We start from the raw sequence: 23,364 nt of genomic DNA, 5'->3' as shown, positions 1-23,364 counted from the left end.
GGGTCAGTTGCGGCCGGCGTCGTGCCGTGAATAGCGGCGCGCGTATCCGAGGCGCCGACGCACCGGCGCGGGATCCTTGGCGGCGCGGCCGGCGGCCGCGACGCTCGTGGGGTTTGCACACCAGAACCGAGACGGGTGATGGGTAGGCATAACGTCATTCAATGGGCGGCGCCGCGCGATACAAGGAAAGCTGGCGATGCCGATCTGACCCAGCCCCTTCCAGCAGGTATCGCTAACGCCGATAACGTACATTATGTCAGTTTGTTGACCAACGGCGAGATGCTTCCGTTCCCCCGTAGGCTCACCGCATGCACGAAGTGACTCTGGCCAGCACCGGTGAAGCGGCGATGCTGACAGTCGGACTGTTGGTCTATCCAGCGTTGATCCTCGTCATCATCGCTGTGGCGATCGACAGCGCCCGCCGGCACCGACGCCGCCGCGCGATCTTCGCCGCAGTCATCGTTGGCGTGCTGATCCTGGGCGGGCTAGTTGCGGCGATTTTCAGCAGCATCGCGTGAACCTGTCTGAACCCAAGTCGCACCGCGCGAGTCTACGGCTGGCCGCTCTGCAAAAGCTCGTGCTGTTGGCGGCATCGCATACAGGCGGAGCTCACGACGTAGGCAGAACACGCAAGATCACCCAATCGATGGAGTCGCGCCAGCGGAGGGTGCGCGGCGTCCAGGAGACCACCGCCACGGTGGCCGGCGTGCCAGTTCGGTGGTTCCGTCCCGCCCGGGCGGGCGCGGGGCTGATCTTCCACGTACACGGTGGGGCATTCGTTGCCGGTAGTTCTTTGGCGGCCCGTGCCCACAGCGGGCTGGCCCGGTCCAGCAGTGCGGAACTGGTGAGTGTCGATTACCGACTTGCACCAGAGCATCCATTCCCCGCGGCCCTCGATGATGTGTGGGCGGTTTACTCGGAGGTAGCACGTGACCGCCCCACGGTCATTGTTGGGGAGTCTGCCGGAGGTGGACTGGCTATGTCCCTGGTGCGACGGGTTCTGGACCAAGGCGGAGACGCGCCGAAGGCTCTGGTGACGATGTTCCCGTGGGCTGACCTCACCAACAGCTCCGACAGCTTCGTGTCGAATGAACACCGAGATCTGCTGTCCCGCGAGGGTCTTTCGCGTAGTGCGCTGGCCTATGCGGGTGACCTGGATCTGAAGATGCCTCTACTGTCGCCGCTGTACGGCTCGTTTGCCGACTTTCCCCCCACACTGATCGTCGTCGGTACCCACGATTGTCTACTCGATGACTCCCGCAATGTCTCGACCCGCATGCGCTCCGCCGGTGTAGACGCGACACTTGTCGAGATAGCCGGCGGGTTCCACGGTTTCATCCTTTTACCCGCACCAGATTCGAAAGAAGCCAGGCGGCGAATTTCGTCCTTTGTGGGCGCAGCCTTCACCAAGTGATGATTGCTCGCTCTCTACGCTGACCTGACGGCAAGCACAACGCTCAAAGCGGGCCGATTGCGCTGGCGATACCACCTGGGTGGACACTATGACGTGGCCCTTTCCGCAACGGTATTCAAAGTCGAACTTGGCGTCTCCGATGTCGATCACGGTTACTACGCCGATCACGCACTGACCGTGGCCCGTCACCCCAGTGAGAATGATGAGCGCATGGTGGTGCGGCTGTTGTCCTTTGGGCTTCGCGCGCACCGACTCGCCGACGTCGACGGTGAGTTGGCGTTTGGGCCGGGCCTATCCACCCCTGGCGTACCGGACTTGGCGCTCACCGACTACACCGGCCGGATCCTCGAGTGGATCAACGTCGGCCAGCCCGACGAACGCGCTTTGGGCAAGGCGGCCGGCCAGGGCGACCAGGTGCTGCTGTTCCCGTTCGCCGCCGGCGTGGCCACCTGGTGGCGCACCGTCGGCCCCAAAGTGGCCGGGCTGCCGAACCTGTCAGTGCTGCAGATACCGCACGCGCCGGTGCAGCAACTGGCTCAGACCGTCGATAGACGGGTCTCGGCGCAGGTAATGGTGATGGAGGGCCAGGTGACGATGACCGTGGGCGGTGTCGACGTCACCTTCACGCCCGAGCCATTGAAGTGAACATTTGAGCCCCGCTATCGCTGGCTAATCGTCCTCGGCGTCATCGCGGTGCGCAGCCTCGATCACCTCAGGCGGCACCGGCCTCTGTAACCACACCCGCATCCGCATCAGGCCGCCCGCGATCGTTCCGACGGCGAGCACGGCAGCGATGATCCAGAGCGCGAGCGACATGCGGCAATTCTCCGCTTGCCGCGGGCGGCATGAGGCAACATTTCCCAGCTTTAATGTCTCGCACCGAGGTGCTTGCTCGCCCACTCCTCAGTGGTCATGGTTGGGATGCCACGGGTGACGTTGAACGTACCGGCTTTCGGCCACGCGACGCCCTTGCCCTGAGCGAACACCGCACGGTACTTCCGTAGTCCATCGTCGGGGTTTCGGTCGAGGTCGAGCAATAGATGCGCGACGGTCCATTCATTGCGGATGACCTGGACTCCCCTGGCCCGTCCGACAATCTCGGCGAGTTCTCGGTATGTGATCGTGTCGCCGGCGACATAGACGACTTGGTTCGCGATACGCGGGCGGGTCTGGATGATCTCCGCAGTGAGTGCGCCGATGTCCTCGGCAGTGGTGACGGTGACTTCCGTATCCCAACTGCCTAGCGCATTAACGGTATTGGTGGTGAGATCGACGACGCCGAACTCGGGTTCGAAGAGGAAGCTGGTGAACATGCCAGTCGACACGATCACCCATTCGGTGGTGCTCTGGGCACGCAGCATGTCGCGCACGTCGAGTTGTTCGTTGAACAGGTTCTGAGGACTGTCGCGTCCGATGGCGTCGTAGTCGACGCCGAACTGCCACGGGAAGTATCGCGGAACCCGCGCCGCCAACGCGGCCTCGGTGATCTTGCATTGGATTCCCGCCCCCGCCGCGAATCCGATGCAGCTCACCACCGTGTGGAACTGTCTAAGCACTGTCGACAGCTCAGCCGCCGTCGCCGTCGCAACGTCCGCCTCGACGATACCGACGCCGCGGGCCGCGAACTCATCGCGTAGCTGGGCATGCCGGGGCGTGTCCGACGGCCGCAGCAGCACCGTCACCGGTGGTGCGTCGTCCCGGTGAGTCAGTGCGGCGACCACGCTGCCGCCGAGCTCGCCGGCTCCGATGACGAGAATGCCTCCCCGGTGTGATGATTGCTGGGCAGCCATAATCCCTCCGCGGTGCTGATCCGTTGGCCGAATGCGAACGATCGCGATAACGACCCGCTGCGGCGCAGCATTCCCGACCGTCTCTGCGGTGCACACTGGTCTCCATGGGCAAGCTCATCTACGGCTTCACCGTGTCGGTGGACGGCTACATCGCCGACGCGCAAGGCAGCATTGACTGGAGCGAACCGAGCGACGAACTGCACCAGTACTGGAACGACTTCGAGCGCGAGACCGCGCTGTCGTTCTACGGGCGGCGGCTCTACGAACTGATGTCGGCGTACTGGCCGACGGCCGATGAGGATCCGGACGCTCCCCCGTTGATCGTCGACTTCGCCCGCATCTGGCGCGCTATGCCCAAGGTCGTGTTCTCACGAACCCTGGAGTCGGTCGGTTGGAATTCCCGGCTGGAGCGCGGCGACCCGGTCGAAGTGGTGACGAAGTTGAAGGCCGAAACCGACGGCAACCTGGAGGTGGCCGGCGCGACGCTGGCCGCACCGATCGTGCAGGCCGGACTGGTGGACGAATACCGGATTGTGATCGCCCCCACCGCCGTCGGCGGCGGCATCCCGTTCTTCCCGACCCTGCCGTCATGGATCTCGCTGCGACTGCTGGAGAACCGCACATTCCCCGGCGGCCCGGTCCTGCTGCGCTACGAAGCCAAGCACGACTGAACCAACCTCTAGCTGCAGAGCAACTGCCTGTTGAGCATGCAATTCACCGGTGGCGAGTACGTCCCCGACACCACGCCCCGAAAGCCTCCCCTGGCGGTACCGCCTGGCGCGATGATCCGATTCCAGTTCGCCGGGGCCAGCACATAGTGCGTGCCGGATCGGCCGACACTGCTGTTCCACGCGTGCGAGATGGATTCATTGGCCGGCAGGTCGAATTCAAGCCGCCAATCGGTCATCGGCACCGTGCTCCAGTTGGTGATGGTGAAGCGCGCGATGAAGCCGGTCTGCCACGTCGAGGTCACCGACAATGTCGCGGTTGCCGCGGCTGCATGAGCCACTGCGGTGGTCGCGAATCCGAGGATGACCACCATGGCTGCCGCCACGGCAACGTGAAGCGCTGTGCACCAGCGTTTCACGCGACTGTGGGATACGGCGGCCATAACAGCCAACCCTAAAGCCGAACGGGCGAGATCTCCCCTGCCGCCCCGGGTAGCCTGCAGTACCTTTGCCCAACTGAAACCGTCACGTGACGTCAATCGGCGTCGTCATGGATCTGATCGATCCGGGTGACACCCTCGAAATCAGCGAGTATTCGCGTTGCCTCGACAACGCGGGGACCCGACAAGGTCATCGTGACACCGACGTGATCGACACTCTCGGTGTGTTGTCCAAGTGGCACGGACGCCATCGCCGGTGCATCGGTGACCAACGAAGTCAGATGCCAGTTGTGCAGATCGCACGCCTCCAATAGCTTCCGCAATATCCCCCGGCCGTCCTGGTAGATCACATGCACCCGTACCGAGCCCGGCAATCGGGTCGCCATTCTTCGAACCGACGGCGCGATCCCGATCACGATCACGAAATGCAGCATGGTCACCACGACGGCCAACAGCAGCAGCCCCGCAGCGGCGGCCATCCCGATCGCTGCTGACTCCCAGATGGCCGCCGCGGTGGTAAGCCCGATCACCGCGCCACGGCGGGTGATGATCAGGCCCGCACCCAGAAAGCCGATCCCCGACACAATCTGCGCCGCAACCCGCGACGGGTCCAGGATCACCGTGCCCTCGGCGATGACGTCGCCGAACCCGTACTTGCTGACCAGCAGAATCAAACCCGCTGACGTGCCGACAATCGTCTGAGTACAGAGCCCCGCGCTTTTGCCTCGGATCTCACGTTCCAGACCGATGAGCGCGGTCAACCCGAACGCCGCCACCAACTCCACGACCTGGCGAGTCCCCTGGCCTGTCCCGCTGAAAAATCCCTGCGCCAGCCACGTAGTCATCGACGAGGGTTACCACGTATCGAAAGGGGCTACACCTACCCGACCCATCAGTCCACCCCGCGGTCCCCACCGAATCACCAGCAGGGCTACCGTTGCCCAAGGGCGAGATCACCGTCCGCGAAGGAGCACCGACATGCTGAAGTACGAGATCCATGGAACCGGTGAGCCCTTGGTGCTCGTCCACGGGATCACTCACCGCAGGCAGGCCTGGTATCCGGTGTTGGAGCACCTGACAGATCACCGCACCGTGGTGCTGTTCGATCTGCCCGGCCACGGCGAGTCACATGACTTTGTGGTCCGCAACAACGATGTACAGGGAACCCTGCGCGACGAACTGGTCGGGCTCTTGGACCAGTTGGGACTTGAGCGCCCGCACATCGCCGGGAACTCTCTGGGCGGCCGGATCGCAATGGAGGCCGCCGCAGACAATTTGGTCTCGAGCGCGACCGTGTTGTCCCCCGCGGCGTACTGGCACAACGCCATCGACTTCGCCTACATCCGTCTACTCTTCACCTGCCTGACAACCAGCGCCCGCCTGCTGGCACCCGTGGTGCCCAGACTCGCTCGTTCGCCGCGCGCACGGCACATGATGGGCGGGGTGGTGTCGGCCCACCCCGAGCGGATCCCGGCCGACGAATTCGTGGGCGACCTCAACGGCATGCGGCGGGCCATTCCCGCCATGAAGAAGATCTTCCCGGCCGCCGAGGTGTTCGACCGCGAGATCCCCGCCGACATCCCGGTGACCGTCGCATGGGCCGCACGTGACCGCATCCTGCTGCCCTACCAAGCGCGCATCGCCGAGAAACGACTCCCCCAGGCCCGCCACATCCGACTGCCCGGGTGCGGCCACGTGCCAATGGCCGACGACCCCGAGCTCGTCGCACGAGTCCTGCTCGAAGGCAGCGCCCCCAGCGCGCGCGCCGAGGCGTCCTAACAAGCCCCCTAGCCCCGGTAAAGCAGTCGGCACAGGTGCTTGAATAAGCCGTGGCCAACCGCATCCAATCCCTGCTCGGGGTCGCCTACCCCGTCGTCCAGGCCCCGATGACCTACATCGCGCGCGCCGAACTCGCCGCGGCAGTGTCCGAGGCCGGCGGGCTCGGCGTGATCGAAACCCTCACGCCCGAAGGGCGGGCTGATCTGCAGCGGGTGCGTGAGCTTACCGACAAACCGGTGGCGGCCAACCTGATGATCCAGGGCTGGAAGGGCGACCCGTCGATCGTCGACACCCTGGCCGAAGCCGGCGTGCGCCATGTCTTCACCTCCGCCGGTGACCCGGCCTTGTTCACCAAATTGCTGCACGACGCCGACATGACGGTGGTCCACGTCGTCGGCTCACTCAAGGGCGCGCTCAAAGCCGCCGACGCCGGTGTCGATGCGCTGGTGGTCGAGGGCGTCGAAGGCGGCGGTTTCAAGTCACTGCTGGGCGCCTCAACCATGGTGCTGCTTCCCCTGGTCGCCGAGAACGTGGACGTGCCGATCATCGCCGCCGGTGGTATCTGCGATGCCCGGTCGGCTGCGGCATCGCTGGTGTTGGGCGCCGAGGGCGTGCAGATGGGCACCCGGATGCTGGCCAGCCATGAGGCCGCGGTGCACGCGAACTTCAAGGACGCCATCGTGGCCGCAAACGATTCCGGCACAGTGCTTCTCGACGTCCCCGGCAACCCGACCATGCGGGTGCTGCGGACCGGACTGGCCGCCAGAGTCGCGGCACACGACCCGGATTCGCGGCTGCTGGGCAAAATCACCGAGCTGTACTTCGACGGCGACATGGAGGCCAGCGTCGCCAACACCGGCCAAGTGTCGTCCCGGATCGTCGATCTTCTGCCGGTGGCCGAGATCATCCGTCGCACTTGGGACGAGATGGAAGCGGTGCTGGACGGCGCACGAGCGCGAGCCGAAAGTTTGTGAACCGCGCCCGCAGATGAGCCCCGAACGTCCATGATCATCCAATGGTTCGCCGGAGTCGGACGGTCGACGCGTGACCCTGCCTGAGTCGGGGCCTGAATCCGGGCAGGATGCGCGGCGCCGCTCAAAGTTCTCACCCCTGCATCTGTTCGCCGTGCTTGGGGTCATCGCGGTCCCGGCGTTCGGCTGGTTCGGCCAACATTGGTCGGGCGCGACGACCGTGGTCGTGTACTGGTTCGAGAACGTCGCGATGTGTCTGCTGGTGATAGCCCGCATCGCTGTGCACCAGCGCCTGAACCCCAAGTACGGGCACTTCCGCTACCGCGGCCCTGGAACCGGCGGCCCGTCCAATTCGTCGTTCTTGAGCGGCTTCGCCCTGATCAGCCTGGTGTTCTGCGCTGCCCATGGATTCTTCCTGGCGGCCATCCTCGCGCTGCTGATCCACAACCGCGCGCCCGAGCTTGCGATGATCGATCTGGACTGGCGCAGCGTCGGATGGGGATGCCTGGGCGTACTGCTATTCCTGACGATGGAATTCCTCACCGATCTGGTCGACCTGCGCCGCTGGTCCTTCCGCGATATCGAAACCGCTGCCAACGTCGGCCTGGGCCGCGTCATGGTCGTGCACATGACCCTGCTGCTCGGATTCGCCGGGATCGCCGCGACGAACGCTCCCGCGGCACTGTTCACGGTGTTCGTCGTGCTCAAGAGCCTTGCCGCGCTCAGCACTGTGGTTCCCCAATGGGAACCGGCGAGACCCCCACGCCGACTCAGCAACCTGATGGATCGACTCCCGAACGTGCATCCCGGAGAACGTTTCGAGGACTTCTGGGTGAAAGACCAAGCCAACGAGCGCGAGCGGCAACGGCGCAACGAGCAGCCCTGGAAGACCGCCAGGTCCTAATCGTGTGCCACCGGAACATGGTCGGCCGCGCCGAATATGGCGACGGCCACCGCACCCCCGACCGCAGTGCAGAACCCTAACGCCACCAACCAGGCTAGGCCGGGTCGCGCGGTGTCTCCGAGCAGCGTCACGCCAACAACGCCGGGCATCACCGTCTCGCCGACGACCAGCGCAGCAACGGCACCGTTCAACGAACCCAGCTGCAACGCAACGGTAAACAGGTAGAAGCCACCGGCTCCGGCGATAGCGATCGCCCACAACGCCGGGTCTTTCAGCAGAACTGACAACTGCAGCGGATCGACGCCGTCGACTACCCGCACCGCGATTGCCATCACGCCGTACAGAACACCGGAGACCAAGCCGGCTGCGACGGCGGCACGCGCTCCCAGCAGGCGAATGAGACCGACGCCGAGGGCCGCGATCAGCATCGCCACGAAGATCAGCGCCCAGTGCAGCCTCGAGCCCGACGTGTCGGTGCCGGCCTGACCAGCGCTGAATCCCAGCACACACAGCGACACGATTACCGTCGCGATCGCCGTCCAATCGCGGCGGCGCAGACGGACACCGAGCACGGCGATGCCGAGTAGCGCGGTAACGACCAGATTCGCGCTGATGATGGTCTGCGACAGAAACAGTGGTATCAGCCGGGCCGAGACGATGTTTCCGGCGAAACCGATGACGTCAAGGGCCATCCCGGCGATGAACGCCGTGGTCAGCACCGCATTGGCGGTCGAGCGCAGGGTCGGTCGGCCGTCTGACGTGCCGTGGGCACTCGCTGCCGCAGCAGAACGACGTGCGCCGTAGGCCTGCAGGACCGAGGCCACCCCGTAGCCGAAACAGGCCAGCAGCGCGGCCGCCACACCGATCAGCACACCACTGGCCTCATCGGTCCTGGACGGTGTGCGTCCCGGCCGAAATCTGCTGGGCGATCTCGCCGTATCGCTCGAAGCGTTGGGGATCGCCGAGTGCGTTGTACAGGACCAGACGAGTCGCAACTCCCCCGTACTTGCCGATCAGTTTGTCTGCCAATTCATCCCACGTCGACTCCGTCGCGAAGTGAGCAAGGTGCTCGTCGGTGATCTGCGCTGCCATCCCGGCGAAATCGCTGGCCTTCTGCTTCTCACGGATCCGGGCGGTGGTGCCGTCGAACCCGGCCTCATCCCAGATGAAGGCGTAGTTCGGTGTGCTTCCGTAGAAGCTCAGGCTGGCCCGCACGAACTCGCGCTCCTTGTGCCGTTCTTCATCGGAGTCGCCGACGATCGTCATCGCGGGCACGATGACGGCGATCTCCGAGGGGGAACGGCCCGACTTCTCAGCCCCTTCGGCCACCTTCGGGACCACGTGACGCGCCAGGTAGCCGGGTTCGCCGAGCGGGTGCACATGCACACCGTCAGCCACCTCGCCGGCCATCCGCAACATCCACGGATTCACCGCCGCGACATCGACTTTGGGGTCGGGTGCGTCGATCGGTCCTGCACTCCATTGCGGGGTGATGAAATCCAGGTCGTAGAAGTCCCCGTGATGGTCCAGCTTTCCCGTTCGGAAGGCGGCAAAGCATGCCTTGACCGCGAGCACGTAGTCGCGCAGCCGCGGGCCGGGATGGTCGAACGTCGCGCCGTAGCGCCGCACCACATGGGTACGCACTTGGGTGCCGAGACCCAGCCGGAACTTGCCGCCGCTCGCCTCCTGCAGCTCCCACGCGGTGGCCGCCGTGACGAACGGACTGCGGGGAAAGGCAACCGCGACACCGGTCGACAGCTCCAGACCCGGCGCGGCCTGAGATGCGATGGCGGCGTTCAGATACGCGGTGCGGCCGGCTTCGGTGAACAGCAGGCCGGAGAAACCCGCCGACTGGGTATTGCGGGCGAGGTCGCCGGCGTTGGCCAACGGCTGCGGCAGGGCCATGACGTCGATGTGCACCTGGGTGAGACTACGTGCAGAGTCCCCGCCGACGGGGCTACTTTGCGTCTGTAACGTGGCGGACGTGAAACCCACTCGGATGCACTCATTCGTTGCCATTGCGGCCAGTCTCGCGGCAATCGCCTTGCCCTTCGCGGCAGCAGGCACGGCCGTAGCCGCCGACTCCTGCCCCACCGCCGCACCGGCCGGCGGCGCGCCGGAGTGGACGCTGACCGGGGCCACCGGCAGCGTCGCGGTCACCGGATCGACCGATACGGCCGCGCCCCGAGTGGATGTGTCGACGCCGTTCAGCGTGACGTCGACCCAGGTGCACACCCTGCAGGCCGGCAGCGGCCCGGTGGTTCCGGCCACGGCCAAGGTGTCCGTCTGCTACATGGGTGTCAACGGACGCGACGGGTCGGTATTCGACAGCAGTTACAAGCGCGGCGCCCCGGTGGACTTCCCACTCGACGGCGTCATTCCCGGATTCCAGAAGGCGATCGCCGGCCAAACGGTCGGTTCCACGGTCGCGGTGGCCATGACCTCTGCCGACGGCTACCCCGACGGCCAGCCCAGCGCCGGCATCCGGCAGGGCGACACCCTCATCTTCGCGATCAAGATCCTCGGCGCCTCAGGCTGATCCACGGTGGCGCTCGCCGAGGACATCGAGGCCGAGCGGGCGGCACTCACGAACTCGTTGAGTGCCGCCGGCGCCTCGGCGCACGCCGGGTGCGGGTCATGGACCGCGCGAGATCTTGCAGCCCACCTGGCGGCCGAGGAACGCCTGGGCGGCATCTCGACGTTCATCGCGCGTTCCCTGGTGGCACGCGGAATCGCTGTTCCGGCGCCTCCGAGAATGGTGGAGTTCGCCATTCGGCGTGAGCACCGCTACGCCTTCACCGACTTGATCGACCGACTACGGCGCCCACTGCCGCGACTGCTGCTCAGCTCGCGGATAGCACCACTCACGTTGTTCGAGTACTGGACCCATCACGATGACCTCGCCGCCGCCAACGGCGCCGACCACCCGGCCCCGGCAACACTGCGACAGGCCATTGCCCCACTGCTGCGCTATCAGCACGCAAAACTGCCCGCGGGCGCGGCGATGACAGTCAGCACCGACGAGGGCCATGTTGTGGCATCCCTGGGTCCCGAGACGGATCAGGCGGTCCTGGTGCAGGGGACGCCGGCAAACCTGGTTCGTTGGCTGGCGGGGCGCCAGACGCGAGCCGACGTCGCGCTGACCGGTCCCGCAGTCCACGTGCAGGCACTGCGAACGTTCACAGGCAACATATGAATCTCTTTTGCGTTGTCCCCCAACTGTTTTAAGGACCATTGCCAGCGTCGGCCGCATCCGGTAGCGTGCGCTCATGACCGATCGCAATCGCCGCTTCCTTCTCCGCGAACGCCCATCCGGCCGCATTGGCCCGGACACCTTCGAACTCAGCGAGCAGGCGGTGCCGGAGATCGGCGACGGCGAGGCGCTGGTGCGTGTCAACTGGATCTCGCTAGACCCGACCAACCGGATGTGGATCAACGAGACTCCGTCGTATCTGCCGCCGGTCGGCATCGGCGAGGTCATGCGCGCCGCCGGCCTCGGCGTGGTCATCGCATCGAACAACCCGAACTATGCGGTCGGCCAGACCGTGCAGGGATTGACCGGCTGGCAGGACTACGTGGTCGTCTCCGACACCATGCCGCTGTTCCCGGTCGACATCGCGGACGGCGTCTCACCCAGCGCTTACCTGGGCGCACTCGGCATGACCGGACTCACCGCGTGGATCGGGATCCGCGACATCGGCAAGCCGCAGCCGGGCGAGACCGTTGTCGTCTCGGCCGCAGCCGGCGCGGTCGGTTCGGTGGCCGGTCAGCTCGCCAAGGCCAGCGGCGCCCGAGTCGTCGGGATCGCTGGTGGACCGGAGAAGTGCGCGCTGCTCACCGATCAACTCGGTTTTGACGCGGCGGTGGACTACCGCGCCGATGACTGGGCCCGCCAGCTTGCTGCCGCGACACCCAACGGCATCGACGTCGACTTCGAGAACGTCGGCGGCGACATCATGGATGCCATCTTTGCGCGCGTGAACGTCGGCGCCCGAATCGCGCTCTGTGGGCTCATCTCGGGGTACAACGAGACCAACCCCCCGCCGGGCCCGCGCGCGTTCGGCAACCTGCTGATCCAGCGTGCCACCTTGAAGGGCTTCATCGTCCTCGATCACTTCCTTCGGGCACCGGAGGCCAACACCGAGATCTCCGAGCTGATCGCCGCCGGCAAGCTCACTCCGCTCGAGACCGTCGTCGAGGGCTTCGAGCAGCTGCCGACCGCGATCAACATGCTGTTCGACGGCAAGAACGTCGGCAAGCTGGTGGTGAAGATCTCCCGTTAGGGATGGTGGCGCCTCACCAGCGCCTCGGGGGACCAGCTTGGCCAGGCCAGCTCACCGATCTCCGCGCCACCCGCGAACTGCGCCACTATCCGAGGACCGGCAGTGCGCGAGTTGTCGTAAACCGTTGCGACATCGACGATTCCGATTGCTTCGGTGACCAGCGGCCAAAGCCGGAGGTAGCGCTCGCGGATCTTCTCCTCGGGCACGGCATGTCCGCCGGCGGCCACCCGGTACCGGACGCGTTGTACCGCCAACGCTTCGGGAATGAGCACCGCGTGCAGCACCACCGTGTAGCCGTGGGTGTGTGCACTACGGATCAAGTCGATCTTCGATTCATGGGAGAACACCGTCTCGGCGATGAACGAACGCCCCGCCTCGATGAGTTTCATCCGGGTCTTCGCGGCCAGCCGCGCTGCGTCGTAGGCATGCGCGGCCCTGTCGTCGGGCCAACGGTTCTTGGCGATCTCGTCGGCGTTCACGAAGGGTGCGCCCGGCAGCAGCGGCGCCAGTGTGAGGGCGACAAAGGTCGACTTGCCCGCCCCGTCGGGGCCGACGACGAGGTCGAGCCGCCTCAGGGTGTCGGCTCCACGATCACCGAGGTGCCGTCGGGCCGGTATTCGACGATGCGGCCGTCGTCATCGAGAGCCACGGTGGTGACGCCGCGCTCGGCGAGGATGTCGCCGTAGTTGGTGTGCACCAAGCTCTCCTCGATCGCCGCAGAAATTTCCGCGTTGAACACCACGCCTTCTTCGCCGGTCAACGCACCGGTGCTGAGTTGACCGGCCAGCGCCGCCTCGACCCGTCGCCGCGCCGCGCTCTGCTGCGCCGAGACCGCACGGCCGACCCGCGCCCAGTGGTCGAGCTGCTGCTTGGCCGACCTGCTTTGGCGCGCGCCTTCGGCGGCGGCGCTGTCCACCAGGTCCGCGGCAAAACGGGTAACCCGGTCGGCGACCTCAGGCATCAGCGACCTCCCTATTTCGTAGCATCTTGTAACGACGCATAGCAAAATGCTACACGGAGGGTTTTCGCCAGACCAGCCCGTAGCGGAACATCGGCAGCAGGTAGTGAATGTTGTGGTTCCAGCGTGGCCGCTGGTGGCCCGACGCCGCGATGTCCATGGCCTCGATGCTAGGTCCGGCGCCGTCGCCGGGCCTGTAGCGTGACCAAGGTGAATTCGCGTATGCCTCGGTTCGTCTCACTCGCCATCGGTGTCGCCTCGTTGGCGGCGGCGCTCGCCGGTTGTGCCGGTTCGGACAGCACCTCGTCGTCGAAGACGTCGTCGGTCACCGACCTGTTCCTGCCCCCGGGTGGCGAGACCGTCACCGCCTGCCCCTCCAAGCCGCCGGCCGAGGGTGTCGCAGCGGACTGGACGTTGAAGGGTGCCACCGGCAGCATCGCGGTGACCGGCTCCACGAGCTCCGCCGCGCCCAGTGTCGTCGTGACCGGGCCGTTCAAGGTCACCCAGACCGAGGTACACACACTGCACGCCGGCGACGGCCGCGTCGTCGGGGACACCGCAACGGTCTCGGTCTGCTACATGGGCGTCAACGGACGTGATGGATCGGTGTTCGACAGCAGCTACGAACGCGGCAAACCGGTCGACTTCGGACTGGACCGCGTGGTCCCGGGATTCCAGAAGGCCATTGCGGGCCAGAAGGTCGGCTCGACGGTGGCGGTCGCGATGGTCCCCGCCGACGGCTATCCCGAGGGGCAGCCGGCCGCCGGCATCCTGCCCGGCGACACGCTTGTCTTCGCGATCAAGATCCTCAACGCCTCACGCTGAGCCTGGGCCGCCATGGAATCGAGCCGGGTGGATCGGTGGCTGTGGGCGGTGCGGATCACCAAGACCCGGCCGGACGCCGCCGCCGCATGCCGCGGCGGACATGTGCGGGTCAACAACCGCCCGGCCAAGCCGGCGACAATGGTCTCGCCCGGTGATGTGGTCAGTGCTCTGGTGGGTGATCGCACCCGAATCGTCGAGGTGCTGCGGGTGATTCAGAAGCGAGTCGGTGCGGCTGACGCGGTGACTTGTTACCTGGATCGAACGCCGCCGCCCCCACCGGCATCCGCCACGGCGATGGCCACCCGTGACCGCGGCGCCGGGCGGCCGACCAAACGGGATCGCCGGATGCTGGACAAGTGGCGGGACCAACAGCGCTGAGCGGTCACTGCGGGTGCGCAGCGAGATACTCCCCCACCGGGATCCGCGACGACGAGACATAGCCGATCGGCAGCAGCAGATCGCCGGCGGTGGTCCGGTAGTAGGTGTCCCAGCGGTAGTAGCTGGCGAATCCGGCCGGGTCGCCGCCCATGACCGCGGCATAGTCGTTGACCGCCCGCACGTAGTAGTCGGAATGGTTGTAACCCCAGATCGCCTTGTCGCGATTGGTGGCAAAACCGTTGGCTGCCAACAGACGTCCGGCTGCCATGATGGAATCACGCGGCGAGTGGATGTCTCCCCCGTTGCCGTAGGCCGCGAACGTCGACGGCAGGAACTGCATCGGCCCCTGTGCGGCGTCATCGCTGACCCCGTTGATGCGGCCGAAGCCGGTCTCGACGAAGTTGATCGCCGCCAGGTAGTTCCACGGCACCCCGGACGCGGCCTCGGCCGCGCGGTAGGCAGTCAGCAGCTCGTTGGCGGGGACCGGTGGCACCACCCGCCAGGGCGGCATAGTGGGCTTGGGGTCGGTGAGCGCCATGAGTTGCCGGCGGGCGTCGATATTGCGGTCGTAGACGTCGAGCAGCGCCGGCGGGATCTGCGGGCGGGCGATCGCATCCCACTCGGGATGCGCGCCGAGGGTCCGGTAGGCGACCTGTTGGCGGCGGGCCGCTGCCGCCAGCACCTGCTCGGGCGAGGACGTATTCCGCAACGCCTGATCGGCCGCGACCAGGTCGGCGGCCAGCGCCGCGGGGTCGCCGGGCGCCGCGCCGGCAGGTAGTGCCGCCGTCACCGCACAGCCGAGGGTCACAACCAGAGAGGCGACCAGGCGCCACAACCGAACAGCCATGTCCTTCATCTTCTCCCGTGCCCCGTCGCGAACCGCGCAGGGCGGCTGATCGGAGCGTCCGCGGCGGCCTAGAACACGTTTCGCTTTTCTTCATCAGCCACCCAATCACCGCTGGTCACTTCCGAAAGGAGAGAACTAGCGACTGTTACATTGGGGGCCGTTCAGCTCACGTCGTCAAGGGAGAGCTCATGACTACTACCAGCGTGACGACCGACGTCGTCATCGTCGGGTACGGCGCGGCCGGCACCTCTGCCGCGATCACCGCCCGCGAACTGGGCGCAGAGGTCATCGCGCTCGACCGCGCCAACGGCGGCGGCGCCACCGCGATCTCTGGGGGCATCATCTACGCCGGCGGCGGGACGTCAGTTCAGAAAGAAGCCGGCGTGCACGACACCGCCGAGCAGATGCTGGATTACCTACGACTGGAGGTCGGCGACGCGGTCCGGCCCGACACACTGCAGCGGTTCGTCGACGGCAGCCCGGAGATGATCGACTGGCTGCAGACGCACGGCGTGCCGTTCAACTCCGGCCTGTGCCCCTACAAGACGTCCTTTCCCAACAATCGCTACTACCTGTACCACTCGGGCAGCGAGAACGCCGGCGCCTTCCGCGCCCACACCCCGCCGGTGCAGCGCGGGCACCGCGCCTACGGCAAAGGCACGTCCGGCAAGAAGATCTACGCACCGCTGGCCGAATCGGCCCGCAAGCTCGGTGTGGACTTCCGCCCGCACACAGAAGTCACCGAACTGCTGCAGGACCCGTCGGGCCGGGTGATGGGCGTGCGGGCCACGACCATGGGGCAGGCACCGCGCCGTATCCAGCGCCGCTACGCCCGCCTGGCCGCGCTCTCGTCGAAGCCCGGTGTCTACTACCCGCCGCTGCGCGCCGCGATGGACCGGCGACTGGCGAAGCTGCAGCAGCGCCACGGCCAGACCATCGAGATCATCGCGCGGCGCGGGGTGATCATCTGCGCCGGCGGCTTCATCGCCAACACCGAGTGGCGCAAGCGATACGCACCAGAGTTCAACGGCGGCCTGCCCCTGGGCACCAGCGGGGACGACGGCAGCGGCATCGCGCTGGCCGAGAGCGTCGGCGCGGTGCCCGATCGGATGGACAACGTCTCGGTGTGGAAGTTCATCACGCCCCCGAGCGCCTTCATCTCCGCGATCATCGTCGACGCCGACGGCCGGCGGGTGATCGATGAGTCTCGTTACGGCGCCGCGGTCGGACAGGCCATGGTGAAGAACCACGGCAGCCAGGGCTGGATCTTGGCCGACGCCCGCCTGATGTCGGAAGCTCGGCGCCAACTATTGACCCAGACGCTGTGGTTCCAGCGCGCCCAGGGCGCCGCGCTGATCTTCGGTGGCGCGGTGCGCGGCGCCACGCTGGCCGAGGTGGCCCGGAAAGCCGGCGTCGATGCCGAGGGATTGGCAGCCACCGTCACCGCGCACAACGACGCGATCGACTCGGGCTCCGAAGACCCGGCGGGCAAACCCGCTGACTTCTGCCGGCGCATCGATCAGGGGCCTTTCACCCTGATGGATATCTCGGTGCGGCCCAACGTCTTACGCCCCACCCCCATGCTCACTCTGGGCGGTGTCCGAGTCTCCGAGGACACCGGCGCGGTCGTCGACGCCGACGGCGAGCCGATTCCGGGGCTCTACAGCGCCGGCCGCACCGCCATCGGCATCGCCTCGCAGTCCTACGTCAGCGGACTGTCGATTGCCGACTGCGTGTTCGCCGGACGGCGCGCGGGGGCCAACGCCGCAACCGCGGACAGCTACCGCTGCGCTTCGACGAAGTAGCCGCGCGGCACATCCGGTCCGGCCGCTGCGGTCACCGACGGAAACCAGCGGTTCCACCGGTTACCCGGCTCGGCCACATCAGTCACCACGGCCGACCATCCGAGTCGTTCGGCGAGCTCTCCGGGCTCGTCCGTGCCGAACAGCCACGGTGAACCCTGCTGTGCCATGGACTGCAACAACGGCGCCATCGAAGGCGCTTCCAGCAGCGTCTTGCCGACCACGTCGTACAGCAGCACCGAGTTGGGCGCCGACAACGCGTCGATACGGGCGAACAGGGCGCGTACCGCGGCCTCGTCGAGGTACTGCAGCAGGCCCTCGATAAGCCAGACGCTGGGAGTGGCCGCGTCGAAACCCGCGGCCTCCAGGGCGGCAGGCCAGTCCTCGGCAAGGTCGATACCGAGAGGCACCCGCCGGCAACGCGGCTCATCGCGGCCGAGCAGCTCGGCTTTGGCCGCGATGACCGCTGGTTGATCCACTTCGTAGACGGTGGTGTGTTCCGGCCAGGGCAGTCGGTATGCCCGGGCATCCATGCCGGCCGCCAGGATGACCACCTGAGTGAGTCCCGCCCGTAGTAGGGCCTCATCCCAGAATCGGGTACGGACGACGATCTGCCAGGTCGACTGCTCGCCGGAGTTCGCGATGGCCGCCTCCAGCATTCGTCGGCCGCCTTCCCCCGCCAGCTTGTCCGCAAACGGATCGGTGAACAGGGCGTCGTCGCGAGCGGATTCCTTGGCGCGGATCGCGGCAACGAGGATTCCCGTGCTGGCCACGGCTTCTCGGGTGCGGTGCATTTCTCCATCATCTGGGATGGCGGTGGCGGTTGGCTTGGATATTTTTGTCGGCGCTCACTCGCGCGGCCTCGCCGGGCAGCCCTCGACGAAATCAACGTGCCCGGCCAGCCACGAACGACGCCGCAGGTACTGAGTCGGGGTGGTCTCGGTGAACGCCCGAAACTCTCGGATGAAGTGCGCCTGATCGAAGTACCCCAACTCAGCCGCCAGGGCAGCACCCCCTGCCGCCCCGCTGTCGAGGCGGGTGAGGGCGGCCTGCAGTCGCCGCACCCGCAGGTATGTCTTGGGCGTCAGTCCGACCTGGGCGCGAAACATGTTGATCAGCCGTTTGGGCGATAGGCCGGTGAGCGCCACCGCGTCACCGACGCGCATCGAGGGATTGCGTTCCGCGGCGTCCAACACCGTGGTCACGTCCGCGTGTAGAGCGAATTGCTTGTCGCGCAACCGGTTCACCAGGAACGCTTCGAGCAGCATGACCCGCGCGGTAGCCGAGGATGCCTCCGCTAGCTGCGGGCGCAGTGTCGCCGCCTCCCGCCCCCACAGCTCGTCCAGCCCGACGCAGGCATCCGTCAACTCCCCTTGCACGATGCCCACGAACGGCCACGCGCCGCCGGGGCGAAAGTGGACCGTGATGACGGTCTGCGCCGTGTCGATGTGCGTCACATAGGACGCGGTGCCGGCACCGATGAAGAACGCGGGTGTCACGCGCACCCGGGTTTGCGCGTCGGCGCCGAAGAAATCCACCTGCGGCCGGTCGCCGATATCGATGACGATGGTCGCCGCTCCGCGCGGCAGAGCGCGACTTCGGTGTGGGCCGCCCGTACGGCGGTCCCAGTACCCGAAGTAAGCGATGCTCTCCGACAGCGGGGGCCGGGCCAGAAACAGTTGCGGCTCCATCACCCTTCCTCGATGAGCCTGCGAAAGCGTGCTGCCGGGTAGGTGCCCGCGCCCGCCGACGAGACCCGCTCCGCCAGGCCAAGGTCAGAGGTCACCACGGTGATGTCCTGCGGCCGGTCGTCGGCCTGGACCAGCCGCACGATCTCGTCGTCGGCGGAGTTGGCGCCGGGGCGCGGCGCCGCCGCGATCGTGACGGCGTCCGATTCGATGGGCGGCGACGGCGGCTTTTCGAAGACCACGGTGACTTTCCCGTCCTGCGCCGCCGCCCAGGCTTCCAGTTGTCGGGTCAGACGGACCATCGCGGAGTGGCGGTCGCGCCACCAGCCATCTGGACGCGCACCGATCACGTTCATCGCGTCCACGATCCACCGCACCACTCCGACGGTACGGTGCAGAAATGAGCGCCACGCCCCTGGTCACCTACGAGCGTCACGACCACGTCGCGACCATCACCTTGAACCGGCCCGAGGCCCGCAATGCCATCAACGGGGCGATGCGCGAAGACCTCAACGCCGCCTGGGACCGCTTCCGCGCCGAGGAGGACGCCTGGGTCGGGATTCTCACCGCCGAAGGCAACGTGTTCTGTGCCGGCGCCGATCTCAAGGACTCGGCGGGCGCGGTCGGCACGTTTCCCGGCACGTTCTGGGAGAAGCCGACCATCAACTCGTTCGAGAGCGGCATGGAGCTCTTCAAGCCGACCATCGCCGCCGTGCACGGCCCGTGTGTGGGTTACGGCCTCACCGGATTATTGTTCTGCGACTTCATCATCGCCAGCACCGATACGGTGTTCCGGTTCCCGGAGGTGACCCTCGGGGTGCCCACCATCGTCGGCGCGATCCGGCTACCGCAGCGGGTGGGCTGGGCCAACGCGATGGAGCTGTTGTTGACCGGGGAGCCGATGAGCGCGCAGCGCGCCATGGACATCGGCCTGGTGTGGAAACTCGTCGAGCCCGACGCGCTGCAGGACACGGCCCGAGCCTGGGCACACACCCTCACCAAGGCCGCTCCCCTGGCGCAGCGTGCCACCAAGGAAGTGGCGTGGCGCAGCACCGACATGAGCTGGATCGACGCCGTGCGGTTCGGTGAAACGATGCGCAAGGTCGCCGCGGCGACCGAAGACGTCGCCGAGGGGCTACAGGCCTGGCTGGAGCAGCGGCCACCGCAGTGGCGGGGCCGCTGACCTCCCGAACGGCTAGTGGGGCTTAAGCCCCGGTCAGCGCCGCCAACGCCGCGTCGTAGTTCGGCTCCTGGCCGATCTCCGGCACCAGCTCGGTGTAGGCGACGTTGCCGTCCGCACCGATCACCACGATCGCCCGGCCCAGCAGCCCGGCCAGCGGACCGTCGGCGATGGTGATCCCGTAGTCGGCACCGAAGCTGTCCCGGAAGCCCGAGGCACTGGCGACGTTCTCGATGCCCTCGGCACCGCAGAACCGCTTCTGCGCGAACGGCAGGTCGTTGGAGACACACAGCACGGCCCCACCGGCGGCCGCCCGCTCGTTGAAGGTCCGCACGCTGGTCGCACAGACCGGGGTGTCGACCGACGGGAAGATGTTCAGCAGAACCGGCTTACCGGCGAACTGCCCACTGTCCACCACGCTCAGGTCGGTTCCGGTCAAGCTGAACGCCGGTGCTGCCGAACCGACGGCCGGCAACTCGCCTACGGTGTTGATCTGGTTTCCCTTTAACGTGATCTGCGCCATGGCAACAGTCTGCCAAGCGCGTCAACCAACGTCCACGGCGGGCCGCAGTCGCCGAGCTCAGCGCCCGGCGGCCACCGGCTCAGCCGTCTCGTGGGGCTCCAGGATCGGTGGGACAGTCGCCGCGGCCACCACACTCAAATACGCCACCACGAAGCACAGCACCACATACCAGAGGCATCCCACCGGGTCACCGTTGGCGGTCAGCCCGCCCGAGGCATCCAGGTAGGCCGGCAGGGCGGTCAGCCACAGCACCGTCATGACCGACAGATAGACCGCGGCGTAGCGGACCATCAGCCGGTTGTCGTAGCGGCCTGCGGCAAAGAGATTCAGCCGCAAGCGCCGCCACTGGATGATCAGGACCGGGATGGCCACCGCGGCGATGATGAGAAGTTCCACGGCATAGGCGATTCCGATCAGCTTGCCGTCGGTGGCGGCGCCGAGCAGGGTCGCCGGCAGGGGCAGAATGCCCGTCCCCAATGAGGCCAGGATGCCGATGACGATCGTTCGCCACAGCACCTGCAGCCCACCGAATTTCCGGCCGTGATCGACCTGACGACCCACCAACAGTTGGACACAGAACGCCAGCGATGCCGGCCAGAGCGCCGCGAAAACCACGACACTGCCCATCGGCACCGAGGTGAACATGGGCTGGTTCAGCGGGTTGTCCACCGACCATTCCCACCAGCGCAGCTGGGGGCCGAGGTGGTCGAAGATCTCGTAGAACGCGTGGTGGACGAAGCCCACGCAGATCGCCCCGACGATCATTCCGTAGCGGCGGAACACACCCAGGATTCGGACGATCTCGAAGGAGATGGTGGCCATCATCGGATAGATCGCGACGATGTACAGCGGGAGCCGCCCCCACATGAAGTCGACGGTGAACACGTTGTGCGCGAACATCGTGTCGACATGATCGGCGATGCCGAACGCGCCCGGGAAATACAGTGGCGGTTCGATGATCAGCAGATAGGCGATCGCCCCGAACCACAGTGCCAAGTTGGTGGCGTCGCCGCGGCGGTACCGCATGATCGCGTAGATCAGCGCCAGCACCGCCCCGGTGATCACGGTGATCTCCAGAACCGGCAGCGTCCAATTCTCCAGCTGCAAGGGGTTGCGGAATTCCAGCAATCCCCCGGCCTCGCCGCAGGAGAAGCCGAGCGACTCGGCGAGGCGCTCGAATGTCGGGGCACACAAGTCGGGCATCAGGCGCTCTTCTCCTCTGCGGTGTACCACTTGGTCACGTCGTAGCCGTCGTCATAGCGGGCGAACCACTCGTTGGCCAGGACCGGGATCTTTTCGTGGGCCGGTTTGTGGTTGGGCAGCTGGCTGCGGATGATACCGGCGACCGCGGTGGCCATTTCGCGCTTTGGCAGATGTTTGAAGGCATCCGCGACCGGCCCCTCGTCGGCGGGCCAGCCGAACGGAACCCGGCGTCGCCAGGCCTGCTTGGCTCGGTAGGTACTGAACAGTGACAGCGCGTCAACCTTGCGGTCTTCCAAGGGAATGTGGCGATTGAAGCCCTCGCACGCCACCTTGATCACACTCATCACGTGTTTGAAGATCGACGGCGCCATCCGCATCCGGTACCACGGGTCGTTGATGACGTGGTCGTAGATGACCAGCGCGGAGCTGCGGTGTTCGACTTCCTCGACGAAGTGCCACAAGAACAGTGACGCCACCCGGTCGTCGCCCGGCGCGAACAGGGTGTTGTCGTGGTCGAGCATCAGCTTGAAGACCGGGGTGAAGGTGGCCTCGAGGTCGGCGGTGTAGGCCAGCCGGTAGTCCAGTGATTTTTCGGCGGCCATCTTGTCGAACATGGCGTTGCATTCGTCGACGGTCTCCTTGAGCCCCGGGTAGGCCCGGACCAGAGCCTTGGCGTGGCCGCGGTGGGCCATCGAGTGCTGGCCCTCCTGACGCACGAACGCGTCGGCCTCTTCGGCGACCGCGGGGTCGGTGATCAGCGGCATCGCCTCGGCGATCATGCCGCCGATCATCTTCTCGAAGCCGATCGCCAGCAGCGAGACAGCGTTGGCCATCGACGAGAACGCCGGGTTGGCTTCGTTCCACAAGAACGGGACGGGGTACTCGGCGAACGCGAACCGCAGTTTGCGCACGATCAGGTCAGTCATCGCTACCTCTACTCGAACATACAACTGGACGTCTTCGCGTATGATTGTTCGATGCACCAAGCTTGTCAAGCAGGTCACTGATGGCACGCCGACGCGGCTGGGGAGGCAACCCGCCGCACACCGACGAGGAAGCCGGCCGGCGGATCATCGCCGCGGCCGTCGAGCTGGTCGCCGACACCGGTTCGGCGGTGTCACTGGCCGACGTCGCCACCTCGCTCGGGGTGATCCGCCAGACCGTGTATCGCTACTTCCCTACCGCCGACGCACTTATGCGCGCCGTGGCCATCGCCTCCGTCGACGACTTCCTCGACCGGCTCACCGAGCACGTGCACGGCATCCACGATCCCGCCGATGCGCTCGCCGAAGGCGCGGTCTACACCCTGGATGCGGTGGCTCGCTCCCCACACCTGGGCGCCATGCTGTCGTCGTCGTCAGCGCACAACCGAGAGATGGCCTCGCAGGAGGCCCGGGCCTTCGGGATGCGAATGATCGAGCGGTTCGACGTCGACTGGAACGGGCACGGCTACGACGAAGCGGCGCTGCGCGAACTCGTGGAGTTCACCCTGCGGATCATGCTCTCGTTCGTCGTGGCGCCCAACGATCCAGATCGCTCCCCCGATGAGCTGCGCCGATTCCTGCGGCGTTGGCTTGGCGAAGCGGTCGCCGCGCAGTCGCGGCACGCCGTCGGCTGACCCGCCTCCCCATACCCCGTAGGGTTCTTCGGGAATATTCGTATACCCTACGGGGTATAGTATTCGAAGTCAGTTCGAATCGAATGGAGCGCT

The 23,364-nt window shown here is 66.4% G+C and carries 30 protein-coding genes; 15 read left to right on the top strand and 15 right to left on the bottom strand.

Translation table 11 applies throughout. From position 1 onward, the window contains the following. Positions 1–308 precede the first annotated feature (308 nt). From RCP37_RS10565 to RCP37_RS10555, 3 genes are all read left to right on the top strand, one after another. The gene (locus RCP37_RS10565) at positions 309–518 is read left to right on the top strand and encodes a hypothetical protein (RefSeq protein ID WP_308486787.1); all 210 of its coding nucleotides are present in this window, start codon (positions 309–311) and stop codon (positions 516–518) included. Next, the gene (locus RCP37_RS10560; protein ID WP_308486786.1) at positions 515–1,414 is read left to right on the top strand and encodes an alpha/beta hydrolase; all 900 of its coding nucleotides are present in this window, start codon (positions 515–517) and stop codon (positions 1,412–1,414) included. The genes RCP37_RS10565 and RCP37_RS10560 overlap by 4 nt, the downstream gene beginning before the upstream one ends. Before the next feature lie 93 nt (positions 1,415–1,507). Further along, on the top strand, positions 1,508–2,059 hold the full coding sequence (locus RCP37_RS10555; RefSeq protein ID WP_308486785.1) for a YaeQ family protein: 552 nt from the start codon (positions 1,508–1,510) through the stop codon (positions 2,057–2,059). Positions 2,060–2,083: 24 nt separating this feature from the next. Here the strand turns inward: RCP37_RS10555 and RCP37_RS10550 are convergent, their stop codons facing one another. Both RCP37_RS10550 and RCP37_RS10545 read right to left on the bottom strand, forming a co-directional pair. Next, positions 2,084–2,230: a hypothetical protein gene (locus tag RCP37_RS10550; RefSeq protein WP_308486784.1), complete on the bottom strand. Its 147-nt coding sequence runs from the start codon at positions 2,228–2,230 to the stop codon at positions 2,084–2,086. A gap of 50 nt (positions 2,231–2,280) precedes the next feature. Further along, positions 2,281–3,204 (bottom strand): aromatic alcohol reductase, encoded by a 924-nt coding sequence (locus RCP37_RS10545; RefSeq protein ID WP_308486783.1) that lies wholly within the window; start codon positions 3,202–3,204, stop codon positions 2,281–2,283. 104 nt (positions 3,205–3,308) lie between these two features. Between RCP37_RS10545 and RCP37_RS10540 the strand changes: the two genes are divergently transcribed. After that, positions 3,309–3,875, top strand: coding sequence for a dihydrofolate reductase family protein (locus tag RCP37_RS10540; protein WP_308486782.1), 567 nt, complete (start codon positions 3,309–3,311; stop codon positions 3,873–3,875). Positions 3,876–3,883: 8 nt separating this feature from the next. On the opposite strand, the gene RCP37_RS10535 is transcribed toward RCP37_RS10540, so the two are convergent. Together RCP37_RS10535 and RCP37_RS10530 are read right to left on the bottom strand one after the other, a co-directional pair. Beyond that, positions 3,884–4,315, bottom strand: coding sequence for a cellulose-binding domain-containing protein (locus RCP37_RS10535; protein ID WP_308486781.1), 432 nt, complete (start codon positions 4,313–4,315; stop codon positions 3,884–3,886). A gap of 92 nt (positions 4,316–4,407) precedes the next feature. Beyond that, positions 4,408–5,157 (bottom strand): MgtC/SapB family protein, encoded by a 750-nt coding sequence (locus RCP37_RS10530; protein ID WP_308486780.1) that lies wholly within the window; start codon positions 5,155–5,157, stop codon positions 4,408–4,410. Positions 5,158–5,290: 133 nt separating this feature from the next. Here RCP37_RS10530 and RCP37_RS10525 point away from each other — a divergent pair, with 133 nt between their 5' ends. The 3 genes from RCP37_RS10525 (at position 5,291) to RCP37_RS10515 (ending at position 7,966) form a co-directional block, all read left to right on the top strand. Continuing rightward, positions 5,291–6,091 (top strand): alpha/beta fold hydrolase, encoded by an 801-nt coding sequence (locus tag RCP37_RS10525; protein WP_308486779.1) that lies wholly within the window; start codon positions 5,291–5,293, stop codon positions 6,089–6,091. Positions 6,092–6,141: 50 nt separating this feature from the next. Next, complete coding sequence (locus RCP37_RS10520) at positions 6,142–7,065, top strand: NAD(P)H-dependent flavin oxidoreductase (protein ID WP_308486778.1); 924 nt, start codon at positions 6,142–6,144, stop codon at positions 7,063–7,065. Between the two features lie 76 nt (positions 7,066–7,141). Next, the gene (locus tag RCP37_RS10515; RefSeq protein ID WP_308487032.1) at positions 7,142–7,966 is read left to right on the top strand and encodes a DUF6498-containing protein; all 825 of its coding nucleotides are present in this window, start codon (positions 7,142–7,144) and stop codon (positions 7,964–7,966) included. Here the strand turns inward: RCP37_RS10515 and RCP37_RS10510 are convergent. Together RCP37_RS10510 and RCP37_RS10505 are read right to left on the bottom strand one after the other, a co-directional pair. Further along, on the bottom strand, positions 7,963–8,838 hold the full coding sequence (locus RCP37_RS10510; protein ID WP_308486777.1) for a DMT family protein: 876 nt from the start codon (positions 8,836–8,838) through the stop codon (positions 7,963–7,965). The genes RCP37_RS10515 and RCP37_RS10510 overlap by 4 nt on opposite strands. Before the next feature lie 10 nt (positions 8,839–8,848). Beyond that, positions 8,849–9,886 carry a TIGR03617 family F420-dependent LLM class oxidoreductase gene (locus tag RCP37_RS10505; RefSeq protein ID WP_308486776.1) on the bottom strand — a complete coding sequence of 346 codons (1,038 nt, stop codon included), beginning with the start codon at positions 9,884–9,886 and terminating at the stop codon, positions 8,849–8,851. Positions 9,887–9,965: 79 nt separating this feature from the next. Between RCP37_RS10505 and RCP37_RS10500 the strand changes: the two genes are divergently transcribed. From RCP37_RS10500 to RCP37_RS10490, 3 genes are all read left to right on the top strand, one after another. Next, on the top strand, positions 9,966–10,505 hold the full coding sequence (locus tag RCP37_RS10500) for an FKBP-type peptidyl-prolyl cis-trans isomerase (RefSeq protein ID WP_308487031.1): 540 nt from the start codon (positions 9,966–9,968) through the stop codon (positions 10,503–10,505). A 6-nt stretch (positions 10,506–10,511) separates the two neighbouring features. Beyond that, positions 10,512–11,162 (top strand): maleylpyruvate isomerase family mycothiol-dependent enzyme, encoded by a 651-nt coding sequence (locus RCP37_RS10495; protein WP_308486775.1) that lies wholly within the window; start codon positions 10,512–10,514, stop codon positions 11,160–11,162. Between the two features lie 73 nt (positions 11,163–11,235). Next, complete coding sequence (locus RCP37_RS10490; protein WP_308486774.1) at positions 11,236–12,249, top strand: NADP-dependent oxidoreductase; 1,014 nt, start codon at positions 11,236–11,238, stop codon at positions 12,247–12,249. Here RCP37_RS10490 and RCP37_RS10485 read toward each other — a convergent pair. Then, complete coding sequence (locus RCP37_RS10485; protein WP_308487030.1) at positions 12,246–12,824, bottom strand: ATPase; 579 nt, start codon at positions 12,822–12,824, stop codon at positions 12,246–12,248. The two genes, RCP37_RS10490 and RCP37_RS10485, sit on opposite strands and share 4 nt — an antisense overlap. Next, the gene (locus RCP37_RS10480) at positions 12,821–13,210 is read right to left on the bottom strand and encodes a TA system antitoxin ParD family protein (RefSeq protein ID WP_308486773.1); all 390 of its coding nucleotides are present in this window, start codon (positions 13,208–13,210) and stop codon (positions 12,821–12,823) included. Before RCP37_RS10480 ends, RCP37_RS10485 begins: the two co-directional genes overlap by 4 nt. A gap of 198 nt (positions 13,211–13,408) precedes the next feature. Here RCP37_RS10480 and RCP37_RS10475 point away from each other — a divergent pair, with 198 nt between their 5' ends. Together RCP37_RS10475 and RCP37_RS10470 are read left to right on the top strand one after the other, a co-directional pair. Beyond that, positions 13,409–14,032 carry an FKBP-type peptidyl-prolyl cis-trans isomerase gene (locus RCP37_RS10475; RefSeq protein ID WP_308486772.1) on the top strand — a complete coding sequence of 208 codons (624 nt, stop codon included), beginning with the start codon at positions 13,409–13,411 and terminating at the stop codon, positions 14,030–14,032. Positions 14,033–14,044: 12 nt separating this feature from the next. Next, positions 14,045–14,410: an Hsp15 family ribosome-associated heat shock protein gene (locus tag RCP37_RS10470; RefSeq protein WP_308486771.1), complete on the top strand. Its 366-nt coding sequence runs from the start codon at positions 14,045–14,047 to the stop codon at positions 14,408–14,410. A 4-nt stretch (positions 14,411–14,414) separates the two neighbouring features. Here RCP37_RS10470 and RCP37_RS10465 read toward each other — a convergent pair whose 3' ends face one another. Beyond that, positions 14,415–15,257 carry a lytic transglycosylase domain-containing protein gene (locus RCP37_RS10465; protein WP_308486770.1) on the bottom strand — a complete coding sequence of 281 codons (843 nt, stop codon included), beginning with the start codon at positions 15,255–15,257 and terminating at the stop codon, positions 14,415–14,417. 188 nt (positions 15,258–15,445) lie between these two features. Here RCP37_RS10465 and RCP37_RS10460 point away from each other — a divergent pair, with 188 nt between their 5' ends. Continuing rightward, complete coding sequence (locus RCP37_RS10460; RefSeq protein WP_308486769.1) at positions 15,446–17,062, top strand: FAD-binding protein; 1,617 nt, start codon at positions 15,446–15,448, stop codon at positions 17,060–17,062. Here RCP37_RS10460 and RCP37_RS10455 read toward each other — a convergent pair. From RCP37_RS10455 to RCP37_RS10445, 3 genes are read right to left on the bottom strand one after another with little or no spacing between them, the layout of a single operon-like run. Beyond that, a complete protein-coding gene (locus tag RCP37_RS10455) occupies positions 17,038–17,853 on the bottom strand; it encodes a class I SAM-dependent methyltransferase (RefSeq protein WP_308486768.1) in 816 nt (271 codons plus the stop codon). The two genes, RCP37_RS10460 and RCP37_RS10455, sit on opposite strands and share 25 nt — an antisense overlap. 54 nt (positions 17,854–17,907) lie before the next feature. Continuing rightward, entirely contained in the window at positions 17,908–18,753 is an 846-nt protein-coding gene (locus RCP37_RS10450) for a helix-turn-helix domain-containing protein (protein ID WP_308486767.1), read from the bottom strand. Then, on the bottom strand, positions 18,750–19,124 hold the full coding sequence (locus RCP37_RS10445) for an NYN domain-containing protein (protein ID WP_308486766.1): 375 nt from the start codon (positions 19,122–19,124) through the stop codon (positions 18,750–18,752). Before RCP37_RS10445 ends, RCP37_RS10450 begins: the two co-directional genes overlap by 4 nt. 23 nt (positions 19,125–19,147) lie before the next feature. Between RCP37_RS10445 and RCP37_RS10440 the strand changes: the two genes are divergently transcribed. Then, entirely contained in the window at positions 19,148–19,930 is a 783-nt protein-coding gene (locus RCP37_RS10440) for an enoyl-CoA hydratase/isomerase family protein (RefSeq protein ID WP_308486765.1), read from the top strand. A 22-nt stretch (positions 19,931–19,952) separates the two neighbouring features. Here the strand turns inward: RCP37_RS10440 and tpx are convergent, their stop codons facing one another. The 3 genes from tpx to RCP37_RS10425 are packed head-to-tail and all read right to left on the bottom strand — an operon-like array spanning position 19,953 to position 22,579. Continuing rightward, the gene (gene tpx / locus RCP37_RS10435; protein WP_308486764.1) at positions 19,953–20,450 is read right to left on the bottom strand and encodes a thiol peroxidase; all 498 of its coding nucleotides are present in this window, start codon (positions 20,448–20,450) and stop codon (positions 19,953–19,955) included. A 57-nt stretch (positions 20,451–20,507) separates the two neighbouring features. Next, on the bottom strand, positions 20,508–21,653 hold the full coding sequence (locus tag RCP37_RS10430; protein WP_308486763.1) for a hypothetical protein: 1,146 nt from the start codon (positions 21,651–21,653) through the stop codon (positions 20,508–20,510). Then, a complete protein-coding gene (locus RCP37_RS10425; protein ID WP_308486762.1) occupies positions 21,653–22,579 on the bottom strand; it encodes a metal-dependent hydrolase in 927 nt (308 codons plus the stop codon). The genes RCP37_RS10430 and RCP37_RS10425 overlap by 1 nt, the downstream gene beginning before the upstream one ends. Positions 22,580–22,659: 80 nt before the next feature. Here RCP37_RS10425 and RCP37_RS10420 point away from each other — a divergent pair, with 80 nt between their 5' ends. Continuing rightward, positions 22,660–23,271 carry a TetR/AcrR family transcriptional regulator gene (locus RCP37_RS10420; protein ID WP_308486761.1) on the top strand — a complete coding sequence of 204 codons (612 nt, stop codon included), beginning with the start codon at positions 22,660–22,662 and terminating at the stop codon, positions 23,269–23,271. Positions 23,272–23,364 lie beyond the last annotated feature (93 nt).

This window comes from Mycolicibacter sp. MU0102, assembly GCF_963378105.1.
GTDB classification, from domain to species: Bacteria; Actinomycetota; Actinomycetes; order Mycobacteriales; family Mycobacteriaceae; genus Mycobacterium; species Mycobacterium holstebronense.
Note: the sequence above shows the minus strand (reverse complement) of the source record. Positions and strands in the feature narration are given on the sequence as shown.